Source organism: Kordia aestuariivivens (assembly GCF_014397005.1).
Taxonomy (GTDB): domain Bacteria; phylum Bacteroidota; class Bacteroidia; order Flavobacteriales; family Flavobacteriaceae; genus Kordia; species Kordia aestuariivivens.
The window spans coordinates 103,820-129,052 of record NZ_JACGWS010000003.1 but is presented as its reverse complement, the minus strand read 5'-3'; the positions used below and the strand labels follow the sequence as shown (position 1 = coordinate 129,052).

Here is a 25,233-nt window from a genome sequence, read left to right as displayed (position 1 = left end):
CATGTCTTTTAGGAATCAATTTTGATTCACTAATTTTAAATGTAAATTATTTATCAATGCAACGTCTCAGATAGTTAACAAGCGTAAAATATTTTTCGTAAGCGTTGTTAAAACAGCGAATATTGCCCATTTTTGTACTGCTCATGAAGTGTGGTATTAAGTTTGGGCATTTGTGTATTTTTGAAATATTTCAGTCGCGCTAGCTTGATTAAATTTCTAATTTGTTCCGCTATTTTTCCTTCGCCGCGCATTCTGCTTCCGAAACGACTGTCGTTTAACGTTCCTCCGTGACAACTTTCTATTTGATGCAATACTTTTTCGGCTTTATCGGGCATGGTTTTGTGAATCCAATCAGAGAAAATTTCGCCAATAGCGCCATTCAATCGAACAATGGTAAACGCAATAGATTTCGCACCCAATTCGGAAACAGTTTTTGCCAACGGCAGAATTTCATGACTGTTTATCGATGGAATAATTGGCGCCAACATCACATTCACGGGAATTCCGTTTTCAGATAGAATTTTCACGGTTTCCAGTCGCTTTTTAATGGTTGCTGTTCTTGGTTCTAACACACGACGTGTTTCTTCTGATAAAGAAGTAATGGAAATATTCACACCGATTAAATTATCTTCTGCGAGTGCTGTTAAAATGTCTAAATCACGCAGTATTAGTGAATTTTTTGTAATAATTGCAACAGGATGTTTATATTTTAAAAAGACTTTTAAGAGACTTCGCGTAATTTCTAATTCTTTTTCCGCAGGTTGATAACAATCTGTATTTCCAGAAAGCACAATGGTGTACGCTTGCCAACTTTTCTTCTTGAGTTTCTCTTCCAACAATTCCGCAGCGTTTCGTTTGACGAGTATTTTCCGTTCAAAATCTAATCCTGCGCTAAATCCCCAATATTCATGACTATTGCGCGCGTAACAATAAATACAACCGTGCTCACAGCCTTGATATGGATTGAGTGAATATGTCATACCAACATCCGGACTTTGCACTTTGTTGACAATTGTTTTTGGAAATACGTTGGTATACGTCGTTTTATTTTTGTCCGCTTCTTCGCCTTCTTTGTGGCAATATTCTAAAAAATCAGCACGCGTTTCGTGTACATCTTGTAAAAAACGATTGTGCACATTTTTTTGCGCGCCTCTTCCTTTGGTTTTTTTTGTGGGTTCCACGATTTCTTTTTTCAAAAATAATCGCTCTTTCAATGAATGTTTGCTATTTGAATCATTTTAGAGTGCAACTACGGGAATTTCTACATTCTTGTTTCAATACTAAATTCACTACCTAAAAAAGAATCATTTTTAATACCTTTAGCATTCAAAAAATATAATTCATGAAAAAAGCTTTTCTATTTATGATTGTATGCATCTTTATGGTGCCTGCAAGTTCCAACGCCAATGAAGGCATGTGGTTTTTAATGTTTATTGATAGACTGAACCACAGAGACATGCAAAAAATGGGGTTACAATTAACCGCAGAAGAAATTTATAGCGTTAACAACAACAGTTTAAAAGATGCCATAGTACAATTCAACGGAGGTTGTACCGCGAGTATTATTTCTGATAAAGGATTAGTACTTACAAACCATCACTGTGGATATGATGCTATTGCAGAATTATCTACGGAAGAAAAAAATCACTTAAAAAACGGATTCTGGGCAAAAAGTTTTGAAGAAGAATTGAAGCCAGAAAGTTTATATGTTCGCTTTTTCGTGCGAATGGATGACGTAAGCAAACGTATTTTAGCAAAAGTAACTGATAGCATGACCGAAAAGGAAAGACAAGCTGCTATCAATAAAGAAATTGCTGTTATTGAAAAAGAAAATAACGAAGGTGGAAAATATACTGTTTCTGTACGTTCATTTTTTCAAGGAAACGAATTCTACTATTTCGTGTATGAAGATTATAAAGATGTTCGTTTGGTAGGAACTCCAACAGAAAGTGTTGGAAAATTTGGTGGCGATACTGATAACTGGGAATGGCCGCGCCATACAGGAGATTTCTCTTTATTTAGAGTATACACGGACAAAGACGGAAACGCAGCCGACTATTCTAAAGACAATGTTCCTATGAATCCAAAAAAGCATTTATCTGTAAACTTAGCAGGTGTAAAAGAAAATGATTTTGCAATGATTTTAGGATATCCAGGACGTACAAATCGTTGGATGCCAGCAGCAGGAATTGAACAAAATGTAAAGTATGCCTATCCAGCTTGGGTTGAAGGTTCTAAACTAAGTATGGATGTTATGAAATCGCACATGGATAAAAGCGAAGATGTAAATCTTAAATATGCTTCTGCTTACGCAGGAATTGCCAACTATTGGAAAAATAGACAAGGTATGATTGATGCATTGACAAAGCATGAAACTGCCGAGAAAAAGGGCAATTTAGAGAAAAAGTTCGGTAAATGGGCAAATAAAAAACGCAACAAAGCGGAATATGGTACTGTCATTGAAGATATTAATACCTATTACGCATTGACGAATGAAAAAGCACGTCACGATAATTACTTAATTGGAATATTGAGATCTAGTGAATTTGCTGTAACTCCATGGAGATTAGGAAATAACTTAAAATATTACACAGAACAAAACAAAGCAAAACGAGAAGAGTTACTTCCTAGATTAAAAGGAATGATTGATGATATCTTCAAAAATGCACATATTCCATTGGAAAGAGATGTACTTGCTGCACAGTTAAAGTTATATGTTGAAAAATCTGGATATGAATTACCACCATTGGTAAAACAAATCAGTGAAGAAATCAGTAATGACTTTGATAGTTATATTGATGCGATGTTTGAACTAAGTATTTTCACGTCTAAAGAGCGTTTGGAAGCCTATTTAATGTATCCAAACAAAATCTTATTAGAGAATGATCCATTATACTTATTATCATCTGATTTAATTGATAAATACAGAGATCAACCAGAAGCAATTGCGACTGCAAAAGAAGCGTATGACAAAGCCTATAGAAAATTTGTACAAGGATTACGTGATTCTAAATTGAGCACCGTAAAATATCCTGATGCAAATTCTACGCTCCGTTTATCGTACGGGAAAGTGGTTGCATTACCGAAAGATGCGCGTAACGATGCAAAAATCAACAACTACACAACCATGAAAGGTATGATTGCTAAATATCAACCAGGTGATGATGAATTTGATATGCCTCAAGGTATTTTAGATTTATACAAAAAGAAAGATTTTGGACAGTATGCTGATAAAAACGGATACATGCCTATAAATTTCTTAACAAACAATGACATCACAGGAGGAAACTCTGGATCGCCAGTATTAAATGGAAATGGAGAATTGATCGGTTTGGCTTTTGATGGAAACATTGAAGCAATGGCTGGAGATGTTATTTTTGACGATAAATTACAACGTACCATCAACGTTGATATTCGTTATGTATTTTGGTTAGTTGACAAACTATCTGGCGCAGATAACATTATCAAAGAATTGACTATTAAAAAGTAATTTAAAACACTATGTATATTGAAAAAGCCATTCTTTACGGAATGGCTTTTTTTATGAGGTAAAATTAAATTTACGTTGCAATTGCTTGTGCTAAATCGGCAATTAAATCGTCGATATCTTCAATTCCGACACTTAATCTTATTAAAGAATCAACCACGCCTGTTTTTTCTCTTGCTGACTTCGGAATACTTGCGTGCGTCATACTTGCCGGATGTCCAGCTAAGGATTCAACGCCACCTAAAGATTCTGCCAGTACAAAAACTTTGAGGTTTTCGACAATCTTTATTGATTTCTCGTAATCATTCCCTTTTGTAGTAAAAGAGATCATTCCGCCAAAATCGTCCATTTGCTTTTTCGCAATCTCATGATTTGGATGACTTTCAAATCCTGGCCAGTATACATTTTCTACTGCTGGATGCTGCGCTAAATATTCAGCCACAGCTTTTCCGTTTTCACAGTGACGTTGCATGCGGACGTGCAAGGTTTTAATTCCTCGCAATGCCAAAAAACTATCCATAGGTCCACAAATAGCGCCGCTTGCATTTTGAATAAAGTATAATTTATCTGCAAGTTTTTTGTCTTTTACTACCAAAGCGCCCATGACCAAATCACTATGTCCACCAATATATTTTGTTGCAGAATGCATGACAATGTCTGCGCCTAAATCTAACGGGCGTTGTAGATAAGGTGTTGCAAATGTATTATCAACTGCTAACATGATATTGTGTTTTTTAGCAACTGCGGATGACGCTTCAATATCAATAATATTCATCATTGGATTTGTAGGCGTTTCAACCCAAATCAGCTTTGTGTTTTCGTTTACATACGATTCAATATTCGCAGCATTTTGCATGCCGATAAAGTGAAATTTGATTCCAAATCCTTCAAAGATCTTTGTAAACAATCGATACGTTCCTCCGTATAAATCGCTTGTAGAAATCACCTCATCGCCAGGTTGCAATAGTTTCATTATTGCATCAATTGCCGCCAAACCTGATCCGAATGCCAAACCATAGTTTCCGTTTTCAATGCTTGCAAAAGATTTTTCTAAAGCAGTACGCGTAGGATTGTGCGTTCGAGAATACTCATATCCTTTATGTCCGCCAGGCGTTGTTTGTGCGTATGTAGATGTTTGATAAATTGGCGGCATGACAGCTCCGTACGCTTTATCAGGTTCTTGTCCGCCATGTATTGTTTTTGTATTGAATTTCATGTGTTCAATTTATTTTTATTTTAGGGTCACATGTTACCTTTGATGATTAAAATAATCTTTCCTTTTAAATGCTTAAAGAATATTTTATTCATGTCGATTTCATCTGTGCTTTTTATCTTTTGATACACATTTCGCGTTGAGTTTTTTGGTTTTCCAATTATAGGTGTACCTTTATAAATACTTAATTTTTTATTCGAAATGATACGTAAAAATAACAATTTCTCTATACATCTTCTCATTTTGCTTGGTCTGTTTAGCACACAAGCATTTTCTCAAAATTTCACAAAACAAGATACACTTCGTGGTTCCATTACGCCTGAACGTGTTTGGTGGGATTTAACACATTATCATTTAGACATCAAAGTAGCTCCAATTGATCAAACAATTTCTGGAAGCAATACCATTCAATATAAAGTGTTGGAAAATAACCAAAAGACGCTTCAAATTGATTTGCAAGCGCCATTACAACTCACAAAAGCGATTCAAAACGATCAAGAATTAGAAATTACGCATGATGGAAATGCGCATTTTATTCATCTCGCGGAAGCGCAAAAATTAGGAGAACTATATAGTATAAAAGTTTTTTACGAAGGAAAACCAAAAGTTGCCAAACGTCCGCCATGGGATGGAGGTATTACGTGGACAAAAGATAGCAATGGACTTCCTTTTATCGCTTCTTCCTGTCAAGGATTGGGCGCAAGTGTTTGGTGGCCGTGTAAAGATCACATGTATGATGAAGTGGATAGCATGAAAATTAGTGTGAATGTTCCGAAAAATTTAATGAATGTTTCCAACGGACGTTTGATTAAAGTTGAAGAAAAAGAAGATGACACAAAAACGTATCACTGGAACGTTTTAAACCCGATTAATAATTATGGAGTGAACATCAATATTGGCGATTATGTGCATTTTGGCGAAAAATACAAAGGTGAAAACGGTGAGTTGGATATGGATTATTATGTACTGCGAGATAATCTAGCCAAAGCAAAAGAACAGTTTAAAGATGCCGCACGAACTATGGAAGCTTTTGAACATTGGTTTGGACCGTATCCGTTTTATGAAGATAGTTATAAGTTGGTAGAAGCGCCCTATTTGGGCATGGAACACCAAAGTTCGGTAACATACGGAAACGGATATATGAACGGATATCGTGGAAGAGATTTAAGCGGAACAGGCTGGGGAATGAAGTTCGATTTTATCATCATTCACGAATCGGGACATGAATGGTTTGCCAATAATATTACTAATATTGACATTGCCGATATGTGGATTCATGAGAGTTTTACCGCGTATTCTGAAAATTTGTTTTTGAATTATTTCTATGGGAAAAAAGCAAGTTCGGAATATGTCATTGGAACGCGTAGAAGCATTCGAAATGACAAACCCATTATCGGAATTTATAATGTAAATCACGAAGGTTCAAGCGATATGTATTATAAAGGTGCAAACATGTTGCACACCATTCGTCAACTGATAAATAATGACGAGAAATGGCGCAGTATTTTGCGTGGTTTGAATAAAGATTTTTACCATCAAACAGTAACAACACAACAGATTGAGAGTTATATTAGTGAGAAATCAGGAATTGATTTGTCTTCCGTTTTTGATCAATACTTGAGAACGACAAATATTCCAAAATTCAGTTACAAAACTGAGGGCAAAAAGCTCATGTATCGTTGGGAAAATGCTCTTGAAAACTTTGATATGAAGGTAAAAATAATGATCAACGGAAATGAACTTTGGCTATCACCAACGACTTCTTGGAGCACAGAAAAAACAACTTCTGAAATTATTTCTACAAAGGTTGATGAAAACTTTTATGTGAAGATTAAGGAAGGTTCTAACTAATATAAAATTGTCAAGTCGAGCGCAGTCGAGACTCAAAAAAAATAGTTGATTCTAAAAACTTCTCGACTGCGCTCGAAGTGACAAATGCGAATTTTATTAGTTTTCTAATGTTTGTTTTATATGAGATTCGTCTACTTAAATTGTTTTTACAAAATCCAAAAACACTTCTTTATGTCGCTCTAAATCCATGTTCGCAGAAAGTGCTACACGAGCAATATAATCTTTATCGCCTTCTTTGGTAGTTCCTTGTGTAGATGTTGCAGGAATTGTCCAATAACAACCTTTTAGCTGTCCGTAACTGACACAATACTTGCTTTCGTTAGGAATTTTAGTAATCATCATATTGATTAATCTGTGATTTAATTTTCGTTTATACGCTTCTTTTTCTTCATGAGTATTTCCTTTCGTCGGAAGGTCTAATGAAAAAACCGATGGCGTAAATCCTTGTTCGGCTAATTCCTCCGAAACAAAATTGATTTTCGCTGCTGGTAACGTCTCCTGAATAAAGTTTACAAATTCGCGTGTATTTTGATACGCATCCGCAATTCTTTGATTCATAGAAGGCAGTTGTTTGTCTAATATTTCTAATTGAAGTGCTGTCGCTTCATTATCGCAAAGTTGTAAATGCATTTCTATGTGTTGAATCAATGCTTCAGCTTTTTCATTTCCCACACAATAACCCGCAGTACATTGTCCGCCACTTGGAAATTTTGATCCACTTGCATACGAAATCGTTCGAATCGTTGAAAGTATTTTTCCTTCGCCTAAAAAGAGCACATTAGGACAAAATGTTTGATCTAGAATAAAAACAGGATCAATCGCAGTTTCGCCCGTTGAAGTTGTACGTGTTGCGCTTAAAACCTCTTTTAATTGTATCAAATCTGGAACTTCCACTCTTGGGTTTGTTGGAATTTCAGCAATGATATACGGAATCGCATCTTCGGCAGCAATTTTTGCTAAAACGCTGTCAATACTTTGTACCATATCATGATCGCCGTCCACATGTAAATCTACGATTTCAACATTGTCAATACAAGCAGCTACACGCCGAGCCTGATCGTTTGTGCCGCCATAACAATTTGGAGGCACCACAAATTTGATTGCTTTTCCTTTGTGTTTTTCCTGCGCATCATGAATGAGTCCCATCATAATCGCATATTGAATAGAAAGTCCACTAGAACCAAGAAGTGGTTTTGTGTTTACACCAGTAATTTCTTTAATTAAATTTAAAACACTTGCTTTACTTCGACTCCGCTCAGCACGAGTGTCATCTTCAACATTGCTCGTTTGATTATCAATAGTTGATTTTCCTGTGAGCACATTCAAAGCAGTCAAACAATTTATTGGTGTCATTGCAATGGTTTCTCTTCTTCGTACATGTTGAATTTCTGAAATATAACTTTCATTTTCTTCGCCATTTACGAGCAAAATACTTCCTGAATCTCCGTGAAGATTCACAAAAAAGTCAATATTTTGATTAAGATCAAGAGTACTAATTCCATCTTGTTGTGAAATGAAAACCGTACTTCCATCAAACGCGGAAATTGCTGACGCTTTCTCAACTTTCTTTAACTCAAATTGATATCCATACACATTCTTTATAATTTCTGCATCAAAGAAATCGGGTAATGCATCCGTATAAATGATTTGCGTATTTTTATTGTCTAATAAATTTTTTCTTAGAATTGCTAAAACAGGAGTCGTTTTGGATGAAAAACTGATGACATTTTCTGGTTTTAGACTGTGTAAATTTGCAATTGTCCATTCGAGCACACACGATAATGGATGTCCTAATCGAATATAATCGTACGCAGTTGGCAATTCACGAAGTGCTGATGCATCAGAATTATGATCATTGAATAAAATTTCAAACTGATCTAAAAATTGAACTTTCGCCAATTCTTCATCGTAAATATCGAGTCGATGTGTTGTTAGACCCAACCAATCTGTTGGCATGTTTTCTAACACATCTTTTATATAATTTAGGGGCTTATTGTATTCCATAATTTTCTCTTCAAAATGGGCTGGTAATATACAGTATTTAGATTTTTTTATAAAGTGTTATGAGTCGTTTTATTTATGCTAGACTTCTTCGATTCTTGAACTTGTTAGACATGTTAGACTTATTATTATGAGATTCCTTTCAGCTTGACGAACGAAATTAAAAAATATTTTTAAAGCACTTCTCGATACTAATTTGTTTCACAAATTCACTCGAAGAAGTGACGTTTCAAAAACTAATCCTTCTTCAATTTCTTTACCAACTTTCCTACGGTTAACCCTTGTACTAAGATTGAAAATATCACAACAACGTATGTAATTACCAAAAACAAATCGCGATGCATATCATTGGTCAATCCTAACGCAAGTGCAATAGAAATTCCGCCACGCAATCCGCCCCAAGTCATGATAAGATTGGTTTTAGGGACAAAATCGAGTTTCTTCTCAAAGAATTTTATCGGAAATAATAATGACATGTATCTGCAAGCAAGTACAATCGGAATTGCTAATAATCCCGCAACAATGTATTTCACTTCAAAGGCAATCACAAGCATTTCCATTCCGATCAACACAAATAAAATTGTGTTTAGTAAAATATCGATCAGTTCCCAAAATTTATCTACATAGGTTTCCGTGACTTTAGACATCGCGTTTCCTCTGACAGTATCATTTCCAACAATTAATCCCGCAGTCACCACCGCTAACGGTGCAGAAACGTGCAATTCATGTGCAATGGCGGTTCCAGCCATTACGGTCGCCAACGTAATGATGACTTCAATATCGTAATCGTCAATTGATTTTAGCAATCTATATGTAACCCAACCGAGTAAAACACCCAATAGAATTCCACCTAAAACTTCCAAACCAAATAATTTTACAACATCTAATACTTCAATATTTCCAGGACCTGAGTTTGCTATTTGAAATATCGTCAAAAAGATAACGACACCAACTCCGTCATTAAACAGCGATTCGCCTACAATTTTCACTTCTAGTTTTTTAGGAACATTTGCTTTTTTCAAAATTCCCAAAACAGCAATCGGATCTGTTGGAGAAATTAACGCTCCAAAGAGCAAACAATAGATAAAGTTAACTTCTAAACCTGTCAATTGTAACGCATAAAACATCACAATTCCGACTAAAAACGTAGAAACTAACACGCCTAAAGTTGCAAAGACCAATACGGGCCAACGTTGCACTTTGAGTTGTTCAAAGTTGGTATGTAAAGCACCTGCAAAGAGCAAGAAACTCAGCATAATATCGAGCAATACGCTTCTAAAATCTATTTGTGTAATGATGTATCTTTCCGCATTTAGCAAGGTTTCATCAAAATAACTCAATGCAAATACCGCCAGCGTAAAGAGAATCGTAATCAGCATTAAGCCAATCGTGTTTGGTAGTTTTAAAAATCGCACATTAATATATCCAAAAGCGGCGGCTAAGGAAACAAGTATAGTAATAATTAAAAAATAGTCCATGAGTTAGATTGCTTTTCTGAGTGCTAATATATATCCTAAATGTATACCTTCATGAAAATTATTGAATTCAATTGCTTCTTGCACATTTGTCAACGTTGTTCCTAAACTCACCGTATACTCCGTATAGGTTTTAAAAATTCCTGCTGCGAGATCTTTTTCGGTTTGAATCAACAAACTTTCTAATAAACCGTTGATTTCGTCAACTTCTGCCTGAGTAACATCGCCTTCAGGCTTTGTTTTGTTTCTATATTTTGACACCAGTTCTTCCGAAACATGCATTGGCAAACCTGATAATTTATAGGTTAGCAATTGTTGTGTCACTACAACATGCGCAATATTCCATATAATATTATTGGAAAATCCTTCGGGAATTTTGTTTAAATCGGCTAAAGATATTTGTTCTAAAAAACGTTTTAAGATGATTCTATTTTTGTGTGTAATGGTACTCGTAAAATTCATTTTTAGTATATTTTTCTTAAAAGTATTCTTTTTTAGTCGAAAAGAATTTTCTTTGCATCAATTTTACAACAAATAAGAGCATCAATCTTTTTTAAAATTTAAAACCTGTGAAGAAAATATATCATTTAAAGACGTGTAATACGTGTCAGCGAATCATTAAAGATATTCAACCAACTTCCGATTTTGTCCTGCAAGGAATTAAAGAAGAAGAAATTACCGTAAAGCAACTCGAAGAAATGCACGCGCTTTCTGGAAGCTACGAAGCATTGTTTAGCAAACGCGCCAAGTTGTACAAAGAAATGGATTTGAAAAATCAGGAATTAAAAGAAGAAGATTACAAACACTATATTTTAGAACATTATACCTTTTTAAAACGTCCAGTAATTATTGTAGAAGATCAAATTTTCATTGGAAATTCTGCCAAAACTGTCGCTGCTGCTAAAGAAGCGATCTCCTAATGGTAAAAGAAAGGAAATTTGCTTTTGTTGCTGCCTTTTTGGTACAAGTTTTTTATGGTGTCACGTTTACATTTGCATCAGATGTAATAAAAGGTGGCTACATAAGACCTTTCGGATTTATATTGCTTCGCGTTGCTGGCGCTGCCGTATTATTTTGGCTTTTTAGCTTTTTTGCACCGAAAGAAAAGATTGATCGAAAAGACTTTGTCATTTTCTTTTTTGCTTCCATCTTCGGAATTGCACTCAACATGCTTACTTTTTTTAAAGGACTCGAATATACAACGCCCATTCACGCTTCCGTGATTATGGTTGTTGTCCCAATTATTGTATTGATTATGTCCGCAATATTTTTGAAAGAAAAGATTGTTTCCACAAAAATCATCGGAATTATTTTAGGACTTTCAGGCGCGGTTGTATTAAGTGTTTACGGGAAATCAGCATTGGCTTCAGACAATATTCCACTTGGGAATTTACTTGTATTTATCAATGCCGTTTCGTATAGTATTTACATTATTATTATTAAAAAATTGAGTTCAAAATACCATCCGTTTACGTTTATAAAATGGTTGTTTTTATTTGGAACCTTCATGGTATTACCGTTTGGACTCTCAGAATTAGAAGCTGTTGATTGGACTGTTTTCACGCCGTATATTATATTTGAAACTTTATTTGTAATTATTGGTGCTACTTTTGCGACTTACCTCTTAAATCCGTTAGCATTGCGACAATTAAAAGCCTCAACTGTAAGTACATTTTTATACATTCAACCAGTGATTGCAGGAATTTTTGCCATCATTATGGGGAGCGATTCCCTAAATTTGATTAAAATTGTAGCAGCTTTGTTAATTTTTGCTGGAGTTTATCTCGTTTCAATGAACAAAGCCAAAACTAGTACATGAGTTATAAACAGCCTCTTTTTTATAATAATGTCAACGATATTCCCCAAGAATATTGGCAACAATTAGGTTGTTTAGACAACACCTATTATACACCACAATTTTTACACGCGTACGAAATTTCGAATAAAGATATTGTATTTCGCTATATCATCATTCTGAACGATCAACAAGAAGCAGTTGCTTTTGCTGCGACACAAGTAGTAACGATTCCGATAGAAACCATCACGAAAAATGTTAAGATTTCGGATCGATTCAAAAAAAGAATCAATAGTTTATTCTACAAGAGTACACCTAAAATTATGTTTTGTGGAAACGTTTTTTTGAGTGGCGAATACGGAACTTTTATCAAAAAAGATGAAGACACCAACGCGCGATTTCACGAATTGGTTGCCGCTTTAAAGGTGTTAATGAAAGAAACGAAAAAGTTGCATGCCGTTTTTGTAAAAGACTTTAAAGAAGCATCACTTCCGATTACAGATCAACTAAAAGATTATAAATACATCCCGATGAAGGTGGAACCGAATATGATTATTCGATTACAATCGGAATGGAAATCGTTTGATGATTATAAAAATGCGCTCAAATCTAAATACAGAGTCAAAGCAAATAAAGCCGATAGTAAAAGTGAAAAATTAACGGTAAAACTGTTTACTTCACAAGATATAGAACATCACAAAAGCGAATTGCAAGCCTTATACGAAAACACCATTGCGAACGCGAATTTTAATGCGCAAGTGTTAAATTTGAATACCTATACGCAACTCAAAGAAACGTATGGCGATCAATTTATTATAAAAGGTTATTTTTTAAATGATAAACTGGTTGGTTTCTTGTCAGCCATGAGCAATCAGGAGAATTTAGACGCCCATTTTATTGGACTCGATTATTCACTGAATAAAAAATTTGGCATTTATCCACGCATCTTGAATGATTATGTTCGTTTGGGAATTCAACGTCAAGCAAAACGCATCAATTTGGGAAGAACCGCTTCCGAAATCAAAAGTACCTTAGGCGCAAAACCACAAGATCTTACCTGTTACATTCGCCACAAACAACCTCTACTAAACGCTGCCATGCGACCTTTCATTAAGAATATTAAGATAAAAAGCTTTAGAGAGCATTCGGTTTTTAAGTAGAAAGTTTTAGACGCGCTTTGCTTTTAGACGCGTTCCTGCGTAAGCGGGAATCTCTTGGATCGCTTCGCTGTTAGATTTTTGGACTTTTCCGTCAAGCTGAACTTGATTCAGCTTCCCACACGCTAGCGCAAGTTTTACAACTCGTGCCGACAAACACGCTAAAAAATATTCGTGTATTCGTGGCGAAACTTCTCGATACAATTTTTCTTCATTTCATTACGAAAAATCATTCGAAGTGACGTGTTTTTGAATCCAAGAAACGTCACTTCAAGTGGTTTTTTATCATTGAAAGAAATCGAAATGAGCAAAAAATAGCTTAAAACCGCAAAACACTAAATTTTAAATGTAAAAGTTAAAAGTGTTTTTAGGCTTTAAATTCTTAAATATTTCAATCTAATTTTTACTTAAATAATATAATCCGTACTCACAAAGTTGGATGCTCTGGTGTGTAATAATTCCTTTAAAATAGCATTGTTATAGTCATTGTCTTTTGAAGCAACAAAAGTTCTGATGGAAAATGAACGTAATGCATCATGCACACTTAAAGTCGCTACTGCAGAATCTTTTCTTCCAGTAAAAGGATAGACATCTGGTCCACGTTGACATGAACTATTTAGATTCACACGACAAACTAGATTGACTAACACATCTATTAAAGGTGCCAACGTTTTGATATCTTTCCCGAATAAACTTACTTGTTGTCCATAATTAGAAGCCGCCATATCATCCAAAGGTTCCTCAATATCCGAGAATGAAATCACCGGAATTACAGGTCCAAATTGCTCTTCTTCATACACGCGCATATCTTTTGTAACAGGATACAATACCGCAGGAAAAATATAATTATCCGTCGTTTCTCCCCCTTTTTTATTGATGATTTTTGCCCCTTTTGCTGTTGCATCGTCAATCAACCCTTGAATATAAGCTGGTTTATCTGGTTCTGGCAAAGGCGTTAATTTTGCGCCATCTTCCCAAGGATTTCCAAATTTTAATGCATCTACTTTTTCAGAAAAACGCTTGTTAAATTCGTCCACAATCGCTTCATGCACATACAATACTTTTAGTGCCGTACAACGTTGCCCATTGAAAGAAGTCGTTCCCGCAATACATTCGTTGATTGCTAAATCTAAATCGGCATCTTTCAGTACAATGGCAGGATTTTTAGCTTCCAATCCTAACACCATTCGCAAGCGATTACTTTTTGGGTGTACATTTTGTAATGCATTCGCAGATTTACTATTTCCAATTAAAGCCAACACATCCACACGACCATCTTTCATAATTGGTGAAGCAACGGTTCTTCCACGTCCGTAGATAATATTCACGGCGCCTTTTGGAAAACTATTCTGAAAAGCTTCTAGTAAAGGCGATAAGAGTAAAACGCCAAATTTTGCAGGTTTAAAAATGATGGAATTCCCCATAATTAATGCAGGAATCAACAATGCAAATGTTTCGTTTAAAGGATAATTATACGGTCCTAAACAAAGTACAACACCAAGCGGCCCACGACGAATGTGCGCGTTTACACCAGCGTGCTTTTCAAACTTTGCAGAATCTCTGTCCATTTGCTTGTAGTCTTCAATAGTATCGTATACATAATCTACGGTTCTATCGAATTCCTTTTCTGAATCTGGTAAGTTTTTACCAATTTCCCACATTAAAAGCTTCACAACTTCATCACGCTTGGTTTTCATTTGTGTGACAAATTTTTCCATGCACGCAATTCTGTCTACAACTTTCATTGTTGGCCACAAACCTTGCCCTTTGTCATACGCAGTAACTGCAGAATTCAACGCGTCTAATGCTTCTTTTTCTCCTAACGTCGGAATGGTTCCAAGTAACGTAGGTTTGTATGGTTCTGTTGAAGAAATGGTAGAATATACCTGAGACGTTTCTCCTGTCCAGGTTTTTAATTCTCCATCAACTAAATATGTATTTTGAGTTATTGTTTTTTTAATTTGATACTGTTCGGGAATGTTCATAAAATAGTTAGTTTAAACTAAGAATTGAAATAAATCGGGTTTGTCGTTTAGGTAGTCTCCGTAAAAATTACGCAATTTCATTTTAGTGATTAACGCTTCTAAATCGTCTGCATTTTTTAATTGCAAACCAACGACTGCCGCGCCGTTTTCACGATTGGTTTTTTTGGTATATTCAAAATGTGTAATGTCGTCCGTTGGGCCTAAAACTTCCGCTAAAAATTCGCGTAAAGCACCTGCACGTTGTGGAAATTTGATGATGAAGTAATGTTTTAAATTCGCATACAACAACGCACGTTCTTTAATTTCCGCCGTTCGTGTAATATCATTATTGCTTCCGCTGATGACACACACTACATTTTTTCCTTTTATTTGTTCTGCATATTGCGATAAAGCACCAATACTTAAAGCACCAGCAGGTTCTACCACAATGGCTTGTCGGTTGTATAAATCTAGGATGGTTTGACACACATTGCCTTCATCAACCGTAACCATATCGTGTAAATTTTCTTTACAGATGGCAAAATTGAGATCGCCAACACGTTTTACTGCTGCACCATCTACAAAGTTTTCAATTTTTTTTAAAGTTGTATTCCGATCATTTTTGATCGATGTTGACATTGAAGGTGCACCTTTTGGTTCTACGCCAATAATTTTTGTCATTGGAGATAGTATTTTAAAAATTGAAGATAATCCCGCAGATAATCCGCCACCACCAACAGGCACAAACACATAATCAATTGGGTTTTCTGTTTGTTTTAAAATTTCCAAACCGATGGTAGCTTGTCCTTCAATGACTTTTTCATCGTTAAACGGATGAATAAATGTTTTGTTAAGTCGCTCCGACTCTTCCATTGCTGCATGATACGCATCGTCAAAACTATCGCCAACTAAAACCACCTCAACATATTCTTCACCAAACATTTTTACTTGCTCAATTTTTTGATTTGGCGTTGGTGTTGGCATAAAAATCGTGCCTTTTATTTTTAATAACTTACATGAAATCGCAACACCTTGCGCATGATTTCCAGCACTTGCACACACAATTTCGTTTTCAATTTGTGAAGCTGTCAAAGAAGCAATTTTGTTATACGAACCTCTAATTTTGTACGAACGTACTTGTTGCAAATCTTCTCGCTTAAAGAACACATTGCAATTCCATTGTTTGGAATAGTATTCGTTGTAACTCAATGGTGTCAACGAAGCAATGCCTTTGAGCGTTTTTGCTGCTTGCCTGACGGCTTCGAGTGTTGGACTGTATGTTGTTGTTAGGTTCATTTTTGAATGCTATGTTTTTGCTTTTTTAAAGATCAAGTAACGACTAAAATCATTGGATTTCTTTTTGCGAAATCACTATATTTTTTCTTTAATTCTGCAGAAAAATTATTGTTTTCTATACAAATCATTTTTAATTGTGTTGCGTTTTTTATCCAACTAAATATAGCTTCTCCACCAATATCAGTAATTCCACAACTGACCAAACCTAATGACACTATTGATTTTGGAAGTGATTGCGCTATTATTATTGAGCCTTCATCACCAATTTCTTTGTTGTAACTAAAGCTTAGTGTCTTTACAGGAATTTGTCCTTTATAATTTTTGAAAGCATTCATAATGCATTCAACATTTGTTTTGTCTAGCCATTTCGCGCGAAGCGCCAACGTATCTTCAAAAGCTGTATGATCTTGAATTTGATTTGCTATTGTTTCTAATCTTGAAACTCCTGATGTTTTTAAAGCATCGACTAAAGAAGTCCAAAAATCAGGCTCATTAGACATGTTGAACAGTTTCTTTTACTGTTTTGATCGTCTTCATCGCCGTCATTGCAGCTCTGAGTCGTTTTCCAACAGCTTCTATTGGATGATTTCGAATGGCATCATTTACCGCAATTAAGTCTAAATTATCAACACCATTTGAACTTGAAAATGAGGTTCCAACAACAGTTGTATCAACCGTTTTCATAAAGTCTTTTAATAATGGTTTGCATGCATGATCGAATAAATAACAACCATATTCTGCGGTATCAGAAATCACACGATTCATTTCAAATAATTTTTTTCGAGCAATCGTATTTGCGATTAATGGCAATTCGTGAAGCGATTCGTAATATGCTGAATCTTCAATAATCCCTGCACTTACCATCGTTTCAAACGCCAATTCTACACCCGATTTTACAAAAGCAACTAATAACACACCGTGATCAAAATATTCCTGTTCCGAAATATGATCGGTTGTCAATGCTGTTTTTTCAAAGGCAGTTTCGCCAGTTGCAGCACGCCATTTTAATAAATTCACATCGTCATTTGCCCAATCTTCCATCATAGTTTCTGAGAAATGTCCCGAAATAATATCGTCCATGTGTTTCTCAAATAATGGCTTCATGATCGTTTTTAATTCTTCTGATAATTCAAAAGCTTTCAACTTTGCAGGATTCGACAAACGATCCATCATATTGGTAATTCCACCATGTTTCAACGCTTCCGTGATGGTTTCCCAACCGAGTTGAATCAATTTTGCAGCATAATTCGCATCAATTCCTTCCGCGACCATTTTATCAAAAGCCAAGATAGAACCTGTTTGCAATACGCCACAAAGAATGGTTTGTTCGCCCATTAAATCACTTTTCACTTCGGCAACAAATGAAGATTCTAACACGCCTGCTTTGTGTCCGCCAGTTGCAACCGCATAGGCTTTTGCTTGCGCCCAACCTTTGTTTTCTGGATCATTTTCTGGGTGCACCGCAATTAGTGTCGGAACTCCAAAACCACGTTTGTATTCTTCCCGAACTTCCGTTCCTGGGCATTTTGGCGCGACCATGATTACGGTAATATCTTCACGTATTTTTGTACCTTCTTCTACAATATTAAAACCGTGTGAATAACTTAATGTTGCTCCTTTTTTCATTAAAGGCATCACAGCTTTTACCACCGAAGTATGTTGTTTATCTGGTGTTAGATTCAATACCAAATCAGCTGTTGGAATTAAATTTTTATAGGTTCCGATTTTAAAACCACGTGAGGTCGCATTTATGTATGAAGCGCGTTCTTCGTCAATGGCTGCTTGTCGCAATGCATACGAAATATCGAGTCCTGAATCGCGCATGTTTAGTCCTTGATTGAGTCCTTGTGCGCCACAACCGACAATGACAATTTTCTTTCCTTCAAGCACATGTACGCCATCTTCAAATTCTGAAGCATTCATAAATCTACATTTTCCTAATTGTGCTAATTGATCTCGTAATGATAGTGTATTAAAGTAATTTGACATGATTTTTAATTTTGAACATAGAGACAAAATAAAAGAGAATAGATGTGCTTCTCCAGATGTCTTATTTCTATTATTATTTTTACTTCTATTTAGGTTTAATTAAAAGAATAAAGCCGTCTATTTTCTTTATTCTATTCTCTAATCTCTTTTATTTAATGATTAAATGCTGCTAACATTTTTGATATTTTCATTTCTTCTTTGGACACCGAAATACGTCCTGAACGTGTAAATTGCATGATTCCAAAAACGCTTAATTCTCTGTGCAATAATTCTATTTCTTCTTTTCTTCCCGATTTTTCAATGACAAAAAACTGCCGGTTTACTGTGACAATTCGTGCATTGCTATCTTTGATGATGTTCTGAATTTGTCGTTCATCAAATAATAAATCTGACTTCATTTTAAAGATGCAAGATTCTTGATAGATGATTTCTTCTTCTGTGTGATAATACGCTTTGATGACTTCGACTTGTTTTTCAATTTGACCGATGATTTTTTTCATCTGTTCTTCCGAAAGATTCACCACAATCGTCCATCGAGAAACGCTTTCAATTTCTGAAACCGAAGAGTTGATACTTTCTATATTGATATGTCTACGTTGGAATATTGCTGAAATTCTATTCAACAATCCAATGTTATTTTCGGTATACACCGAAACCGTAAATTGTTTGAGTTCTTTTTCCATGTGTTGTAAAGATGTTAGATAAAAGACGAAAGAAAAAAGATGCTAACGCTAGTTTTTCTATAAATTCAAAAAGTCTTTTCTCTATGTTCTATATTCTATTCTCTGTATTCTACTCTCTATATTTTTAATTATAAATTAACTTAATCGTATATCTGAAACCGACGCTCCCGAAGGAACCATTGGAAACACGTTCCCTTCTTTTTCTACACAAACTTCCAAGAAATACGCTTCTTTGCTCGCCATCATTTCGGCAACCGCTTCCGCTAATTCTTCTCGTTTTGTAACGCGTCGTGCGTTTATATAATACCCTTTTGCAATTGCTACAAAATCTGGATTTGTCATTTCGGTAGATGCATAGCGTTTGTCAAAAAATAGTTGTTGCCACTGTCGAACCATTCCCAAGAAATCATTGTTTAACACCACAATTTTTACTGCCGTTTTTTGTTGAAAAATAGTTCCCAATTCCTGAATTGTCATTTGGTAACCGCCATCACCCGAAATAGAAACGACTTCACGTTCTGGAGCTGCCATTTTTGCGCCAATTGCGGCTGGTAATCCAAATCCCATCGTGCCCAATCCGCCAGAAGTAATGTTACTTTTTGTTTGGTTGAATTTTGCATAACGACATGCAATCATTTGGTGTTGCCCAACATCAGAAACAATGGCTGCTTCACCTTTACTTTCTAAATTTATTTGATGCAACACTTCGCCCATGGTTAATCCTTCTTTCGTTGGATGCAAGTCATGTTTGATGACTTTTTCATATTCAATTTCGTATAAATCCTTGAATTTTTGATGCCATTCTGTATGTGTGTTTTTATGAATGAATGGTAAAATTGCTTCTAAACTCGCTTTTGCATCACCTAAAACGGCTACATCAGTTTTTACGTTTTTGTCCACTTCCGCAGGATCAATTTCAAAGTGAATTACTTTGGCTTGTTGTGCGTATTCATCTAGCTTTCCTGTCACACGATCGTCAAATCGCATTCCAATGGCAATTAATACATCGCATTCATTGGTTAATACATTTGGTGCATAGTTTCCGTGCATTCCTAACATTCCGACATTTAGCGGATGTTCCGTTGGAATTGCCGAAACGCCCAAAATTGTCCATGCTGACGGAATTCCTGCTTTTTCTATAAATGCTTTGAATGCTTCTTCAGCTTCGCTTAATATCACACCTTGTCCCCAAACCACCAATGGTTTTTTAGCATTATTGATCAATTCCGCCGCAGCTTCAACCGATTTTATATCTGTTTCTGGAACAGGTTTGTAACTACGAACGCCTGTACATTTTTCATAAACAAAATCAAATTCTTCAAATTGCGCATCTTTGGTAATGTCTATTAAAACTGGACCTGGACGACCACTTTTGGCAATGTAAAATGCTTTTGCCATGACTTCTGGAATTTCAGATGCTTTCGTTATTTGATGATTCCATTTGGTTACTGGCGTTGAGATTCCGACAATATCCGTTTCCTGAAACGCATCACTTCCCAATAAGTGTGAAGCTACTTGTCCTGTAATACATACCATTGGTGTGGAATCTATTTGTGCATCCGCAATTCCCGTGACTAAGTTTGTTGCGCCCGGACCTGAAGTTGCCATCGCCACACCAACTTTTCCAGAGATTCGTGCATATCCTTGTGCCGAATGCGTTGCACCTTGTTCATGACGTGTAAGTACATGATGAATTTTGTCTTGATATTTGTATAATTCGTCATATACTGGCATGATTGCACCACCTGGATAGCCATAAATAATGTCTACACCTTCCGCTAATAAACAGCGTACAATAGCTTCGCTTCCTGAGATGCGTTCTGTTTGTTGTGTATTCGTGGCTTTATTTTCTATTGTTTGAGTTTCTTTCATCTCTTATATTTTTTGTATCGATTTGCTTTTAGTTTCTCGATGATGAGATTCCTTTTTTCTCAATGATGAGATTCCCACTTTCGTGGGAACTAGAACTCATCCGTAACACATCCTTTGGATGCAGATGAAACTGTTTTTGCATATTTGTATAATACACCGCGTTCAAATTTGAGTTCGGGTGCTTTCCATTGTTTTCTACGTTCCTGTAATTCTTCTTCGAATACTTCTAGTTGAATTGAATTGGTTTCTGCATCAATGGTGATGATGTCACCATCTTTTACTAATGCAATTGTTCCGCCTTCTTGTGCTTCTGGCGTGATGTGTCCGACGACAAAACCGTGTGTTCCGCCTGAAAAACGTCCGTCAGTAATCAGCGCGACATCTTTTCCTAAACCTGCGCCCATGATTGCAGCCGTTGGCTTTAACATTTCTGGCATTCCTGGACCACCTTTTGGACCTTCATACCGAATGACGACTACATCGCCTTTTTTTACTTTTCCATCACGAATTCCGTCGTTTGCTTCATATTCGCTTTCAAATACTTTTGCTTTTCCTGAAAAGGTTAATCCTTCTTTTCCTGTGATTTTGGCAACACTTCCATCGCACGCTAAGTTTCCGTACAACATCCGCAAATGCCCAGATATTTTGATTGGATTTTCAATGGGTTTGATGACATCTTGCCCTTCCGTCAAATCGTCCACATCTAATAGGTTTTCAGCAATGGTTTTTCCGGTAACGGTTAAACAATCGCCATGAAGTAATCCTTTTTTTAGTAGGTATTTTAATACCGCAGGAATTCCGCCAACCGCGTGTACATCTTCCATGAGATATTTTCCGCTTGGTTTTAAATCCGCCAAAAATGGTGTGGTATCACTTATTTCTTGAAAGTCTTTGAGTGTAAAATCTATTTGTGCAGCTCTGGCAATTGCCAAAAAGTGCAATACTGCATTGGTTGATCCACCAAGAATAGTTATTAATCGAATTGCGTTTTCTAAAGATTTTCGCGTAATGATATCCGAAGGTTTGATGTCTTTTTCTAAAAGTAAACGCATTGCTTCACCAGCCGCAACTGATTCTTGTTGTTTTGCATCGCTCAACGCAGGATTTGATGAATTGAATGGTAAGGTCATTCCTAAGGCTTCTATTGCAGAAGCCATGGTGTTTGCCGTGTACATTCCGCCACAAGCACCCGCACCGGGACAGGCTTTTTCTACAATGCTTTGATATTCTGTTTCGTTCATCGTTCCAGCAACTTTGCTTCCCCAAGCTTCAAAAGCAGAAACCACATCGAGTTTTTTTCCGTTGTGACAACCAGAATCAATCGTTCCGCCATAGACTAAGATACTTGGACGATTTAAGCGAATCATTGCCATTAATGCGCCGGGCATGTTTTTGTCACAACCAACAACCGTAATTAATCCGTCGTAACTCATTGCTTGCACTACCGTTTCCATAGAGTCTGCAATGATATCGCGCGAAGGTAACGAATAGCGCATTCCGGGAGTTCCCATGGAGATTCCGTCACTTACGCCAATAGTATTGAAGATGAGTCCAATGACATCCACATTTTTAGTTCCTTGTTTCGTTAGTTTTGCCAAATCATTTAAGTGCATGTTACACGGATTTCCTTCGTATCCTGTACTTGCAATTCCGATGATGGGTTTGAAAAAGTCTTCTTTCGTTAATCCAATTGCATGCAACATGGCTTGTGCCGCAGGTTGCGTAGGATCTTGCGTGACCGTTTTACTATATTTGTTTAATGTGTTCATACAGCTTCTGAGAGTTTTTGAGAGCGTTCACAAAGCACTTCTTGTTTGTATAGTTTCATGAGTTTGTAACCGAGAGACGCTTCCCACGAAAGTGGAAAAACATAAGTATCTAATGATTGTAAACCAACAACTTCAGCCGCAGTTCCTGTGAAGAATGCGCTATCAGCTTGTTTTAGTTCTTGTAGTGTGAATTGTTTTTCTTCTATTGGAAAACCAACTTCTTTAGAGATTTCTATAATGGTATCACGCGTAATTCCTGCCATGATGTGTCCACGTTTTGGCGTGTATAGTTTTCCATCTTTTTCCATGAATATGTTAGCGCCCGAACATTCAGCAACATGACCATTCATATCGAGTAATAAAGCTTCATCATATCCTGCATTTTTTGCTTCATTGGTAGATAGAATAGAGTTTACGTAATGTCCTGTGATTTTTGCTTCTACAAAACACGATTTTGGATTTGGTCTTTGAAAGGACGATGTTTTTACTTTTAGGAGTTTGTCGCCCATGAATTTTCCCCATTCCCAGCATTGGATTGTGAGTGTAGCTTCTTCAGCCGTTGATAGACTCATATCGGATCCTGTGGAAATGATTGGTCGTATGTACGCGTCTTGGAGGTTGTTTTTTTCTAATAGTGTGTATGTGATTTCTACCAATTCATTGATAGAATAGTTGAATGGAATTCCCATCACCTCAGCGCCATATTGTAAACGTTTGTAATGTGCTTCCGCTTTGAAGATTTTTGCGCCAGATTTTGTTTTGTACGCTCTGATGCCTTCAAAAACACCATTTCCATAGTGTAATGCTTGACTGTATAGGTTTCCAGAAGCATTTTCTGGATGCATGTAAGTACCGTTGTGATATATGATACTATCTTCTTTATAATACATGTTCATAATTGTTATTAGTTCGAAATTAATTTATTGTGCTGTTTTTTAGTACTTGATTTCATTTGTTAACCTAAAACCAATTGCTACTTTTTTTAGTTATTTTATTGATTTTCAATATTTTAAATATTATTATATACGATGTTCAACGTGTGATTTTTAATTGTGAGATCCCGATTTTCAGCGGTGATTCCTTCAACTTACTGTTTTGTCTTCGCCATTAGATACTGAATCAAGTTCAGCACAAGTTTTTCATAATGAGATCCCGCTCTACAGTAGGATTAGTTCAACTTACACCATTGAATGTGTCCTGCAGACTTTTCAATGGTGAGTTTCACTAAAAAAAGCCTGTATCGTTGTTGATACAGGCTTCAGTTTTATGAATAGCAAATCTGTATCAACTCAGGAAGAGTTTATAATGATAATGACGATACTGCTGATAATTATTTGATTCATCTTTTTTTATTAAAATTCAGTTTTTTATTTTTCGTTTTCTTTGTTCGCCCAAAGAAAAGAAACAAAAGAAATGGCGCTTTTCCAGAGGTGTTTCTAGTTTTTTCTCTGAAAAACTAGAACCGTATGAATTTTTCTAAATTTTCTCCAAGGCTTCAAAAATTTTTAACGAAAAATTCCTACTACACTGCGGAAAAGACGAAAATCGTGCTTCATTCTCACATCTAACAAACATTCATAAAAAAAACCTTCCAATTTCGGAAGGCTTTGTAAATTTTATAGTTAAATTTTTATATGCATTCCTTATCTCTGTGAGCGAATCACAATGACATTGATAGCAATGATATTTATGTTTTGTTTGTTCATTTGTTACTCAAATATTGAAAAAGTTTTTTTTGGAATCCAAGTTTTTGTTTAAAAAATTGATTGATTTTGAATTGATATAGTTACACATGTATTTATATGCGGCTTGTTGCGCATAGCGTTTTTTTATAGACAACATCCTGGTAAATTGTATAATGTTGTAATTTCTGACTGGGATAAAACATGGTCATAAATAATAATGTCATCTAACAATCCATTAAAGTCTTCTCCTAAAATTAAATCTCCAAGAGGTGGCATTCCACAAGAGTTTGAAGTTCCCGCTATTATGTCTGTTGTTGAAACACCATTTCTATAAAGCTCTAGACCTGTTGCACCATCATAAGTAACAGTTAAGTGTTGCCAAGTATTAGAAAGTTCAAGTGTAGTTTCAATACAACCATCAGTATTATAATAGTCACTCCAAATATAGTTTTGGTTTACTTCAAATACTGCTCTTCTACAGTCAAAAAGTATAATTGCCCATTGACCAGTATGGTTTTGACAATCAGAAACATAACTTCTTTTCATAGGAACTTCAAAACTCCAATCTGTACCAGTTGGGTTATACCATAGTGAAATTGAAAAAGGAGCGTTTTGAAAATTATCTAAAAATGCAGGATTAGCATATTCTAGAAATTCGTTATTCCCGGCAGTAAAATTAAATGCACAATCTAAATTTCCATCTCTATCCGTTCCAGAGCTAGCGGTTGAAGTATTAGTCAAATTATACCCATTCCCTGAAAAATCATTGATTGAACCATTATTGAAAGGGTAAAACGCAATAATTCCATTTTGTAAAGCTCCAGGAATACAGTTAATTACTTGCTCTTCAGTAGCGTCATCAGAACTGTTACAACTAAAAATAAATAGAATTAATATGAGTAATCCAGTTTTTGGTATTTTGTTTAACATAAGTCTTTTTGTTTTGTAGATACATAAATGGTGGTTTGGTTGCGTGTGTTTCTACATCAAAATACT

Annotated in this window: 19 protein-coding genes; 5 read left to right on the top strand and 14 right to left on the bottom strand. The window is 35.8% G+C overall.

Going from position 1 to position 25,233, the window contains the following annotated elements; translation table 11 throughout:
• Positions 1-107: 107 nt before the first annotated feature.
• The gene (locus tag H2O64_RS06075; RefSeq protein ID WP_215907129.1) at positions 108-1,196 is read right to left on the bottom strand and encodes a PA0069 family radical SAM protein; all 1,089 of its coding nucleotides are present in this window, start codon (positions 1,194-1,196) and stop codon (positions 108-110) included.
• 146 nt (positions 1,197-1,342) lie between these two features.
• Between H2O64_RS06075 and H2O64_RS06070 the strand changes: the two genes are divergently transcribed.
• The gene (locus H2O64_RS06070) at positions 1,343-3,490 is read left to right on the top strand and encodes a S46 family peptidase (RefSeq protein ID WP_187561277.1); all 2,148 of its coding nucleotides are present in this window, start codon (positions 1,343-1,345) and stop codon (positions 3,488-3,490) included.
• Positions 3,491-3,560: 70 nt separating this feature from the next.
• On the opposite strand, the gene H2O64_RS06065 is transcribed toward H2O64_RS06070, so the two are convergent.
• Positions 3,561-4,703, bottom strand: coding sequence for a cystathionine gamma-synthase (locus tag H2O64_RS06065; protein ID WP_187561276.1), 1,143 nt, complete (start codon positions 4,701-4,703; stop codon positions 3,561-3,563).
• A 198-nt stretch (positions 4,704-4,901) separates the two neighbouring features.
• On the opposite strand from H2O64_RS06065, the gene H2O64_RS06060 reads away from it, so the two are divergent.
• Complete coding sequence (locus H2O64_RS06060; RefSeq protein WP_187561275.1) at positions 4,902-6,551, top strand: M1 family metallopeptidase; 1,650 nt, start codon at positions 4,902-4,904, stop codon at positions 6,549-6,551.
• 135 nt (positions 6,552-6,686) lie between these two features.
• On the opposite strand, the gene H2O64_RS06055 is transcribed toward H2O64_RS06060, so the two are convergent.
• The 3 genes from H2O64_RS06055 to H2O64_RS06045 all read right to left on the bottom strand — a co-directional run bounded on the left by H2O64_RS06055 (position 6,687) and on the right by H2O64_RS06045 (position 10,489).
• A complete protein-coding gene (locus H2O64_RS06055; RefSeq protein ID WP_187561274.1) occupies positions 6,687-8,555 on the bottom strand; it encodes a PLP-dependent aminotransferase family protein in 1,869 nt (622 codons plus the stop codon).
• A gap of 233 nt (positions 8,556-8,788) precedes the next feature.
• On the bottom strand, positions 8,789-10,030 hold the full coding sequence (locus H2O64_RS06050) for a cation:proton antiporter (RefSeq protein WP_187561273.1): 1,242 nt from the start codon (positions 10,028-10,030) through the stop codon (positions 8,789-8,791).
• A gap of 3 nt (positions 10,031-10,033) precedes the next feature.
• Positions 10,034-10,489: a DinB family protein gene (locus H2O64_RS06045; RefSeq protein ID WP_187561272.1), complete on the bottom strand. Its 456-nt coding sequence runs from the start codon at positions 10,487-10,489 to the stop codon at positions 10,034-10,036.
• Between the two features lie 107 nt (positions 10,490-10,596).
• Between H2O64_RS06045 and H2O64_RS06040 the strand changes: the two genes are divergently transcribed.
• Genes H2O64_RS06040 through H2O64_RS06030 form a run of 3 tightly spaced genes read left to right on the top strand, consistent with a single transcriptional unit; the run spans position 10,597 to position 12,982 of the window.
• The gene (locus H2O64_RS06040; RefSeq protein WP_187561271.1) at positions 10,597-10,947 is read left to right on the top strand and encodes an arsenate reductase family protein; all 351 of its coding nucleotides are present in this window, start codon (positions 10,597-10,599) and stop codon (positions 10,945-10,947) included.
• Complete coding sequence (locus tag H2O64_RS06035; RefSeq protein ID WP_187561270.1) at positions 10,947-11,846, top strand: DMT family transporter; 900 nt, start codon at positions 10,947-10,949, stop codon at positions 11,844-11,846. Before H2O64_RS06040 ends, H2O64_RS06035 begins: the two co-directional genes overlap by 1 nt.
• Positions 11,843-12,982 (top strand): peptidogalycan biosysnthesis protein, encoded by a 1,140-nt coding sequence (locus H2O64_RS06030; protein WP_187561269.1) that lies wholly within the window; start codon positions 11,843-11,845, stop codon positions 12,980-12,982. Before H2O64_RS06035 ends, H2O64_RS06030 begins: the two co-directional genes overlap by 4 nt.
• Before the next feature lie 404 nt (positions 12,983-13,386).
• On the opposite strand, the gene H2O64_RS06025 is transcribed toward H2O64_RS06030, so the two are convergent.
• From H2O64_RS06025 to H2O64_RS05985, 9 genes are all read right to left on the bottom strand, one after another.
• Entirely contained in the window at positions 13,387-14,964 is a 1,578-nt protein-coding gene (locus tag H2O64_RS06025) for an NADP-dependent glyceraldehyde-3-phosphate dehydrogenase (RefSeq protein ID WP_187561268.1), read from the bottom strand.
• Between the two features lie 12 nt (positions 14,965-14,976).
• Complete coding sequence (gene ilvA, locus H2O64_RS06020; RefSeq protein ID WP_187561267.1) at positions 14,977-16,239, bottom strand: threonine ammonia-lyase IlvA; 1,263 nt, start codon at positions 16,237-16,239, stop codon at positions 14,977-14,979.
• A gap of 32 nt (positions 16,240-16,271) precedes the next feature.
• Complete coding sequence (locus H2O64_RS06015; RefSeq protein ID WP_187561266.1) at positions 16,272-16,739, bottom strand: hypothetical protein; 468 nt, start codon at positions 16,737-16,739, stop codon at positions 16,272-16,274.
• On the bottom strand, positions 16,732-18,228 hold the full coding sequence (ilvC, locus tag H2O64_RS06010) for a ketol-acid reductoisomerase (RefSeq protein ID WP_187561265.1): 1,497 nt from the start codon (positions 18,226-18,228) through the stop codon (positions 16,732-16,734). Before ilvC ends, H2O64_RS06015 begins: the two co-directional genes overlap by 8 nt.
• A gap of 152 nt (positions 18,229-18,380) precedes the next feature.
• The gene (ilvN, locus tag H2O64_RS06005) at positions 18,381-18,911 is read right to left on the bottom strand and encodes an acetolactate synthase small subunit (protein WP_187561264.1); all 531 of its coding nucleotides are present in this window, start codon (positions 18,909-18,911) and stop codon (positions 18,381-18,383) included.
• 135 nt (positions 18,912-19,046) lie between these two features.
• On the bottom strand, positions 19,047-20,783 hold the full coding sequence (ilvB, locus tag H2O64_RS06000) for a biosynthetic-type acetolactate synthase large subunit (protein WP_187561263.1): 1,737 nt from the start codon (positions 20,781-20,783) through the stop codon (positions 19,047-19,049).
• 89 nt (positions 20,784-20,872) lie between these two features.
• Complete coding sequence (gene ilvD, locus H2O64_RS05995) at positions 20,873-22,552, bottom strand: dihydroxy-acid dehydratase (protein ID WP_187561262.1); 1,680 nt, start codon at positions 22,550-22,552, stop codon at positions 20,873-20,875.
• The gene (locus H2O64_RS05990) at positions 22,549-23,442 is read right to left on the bottom strand and encodes a branched-chain amino acid transaminase (protein ID WP_187561261.1); all 894 of its coding nucleotides are present in this window, start codon (positions 23,440-23,442) and stop codon (positions 22,549-22,551) included. The genes ilvD and H2O64_RS05990 overlap by 4 nt, the downstream gene beginning before the upstream one ends.
• A gap of 939 nt (positions 23,443-24,381) precedes the next feature.
• On the bottom strand, positions 24,382-25,167 hold the full coding sequence (locus H2O64_RS05985; protein ID WP_187561260.1) for a LamG domain-containing protein: 786 nt from the start codon (positions 25,165-25,167) through the stop codon (positions 24,382-24,384).
• Positions 25,168-25,233 lie beyond the last annotated feature (66 nt).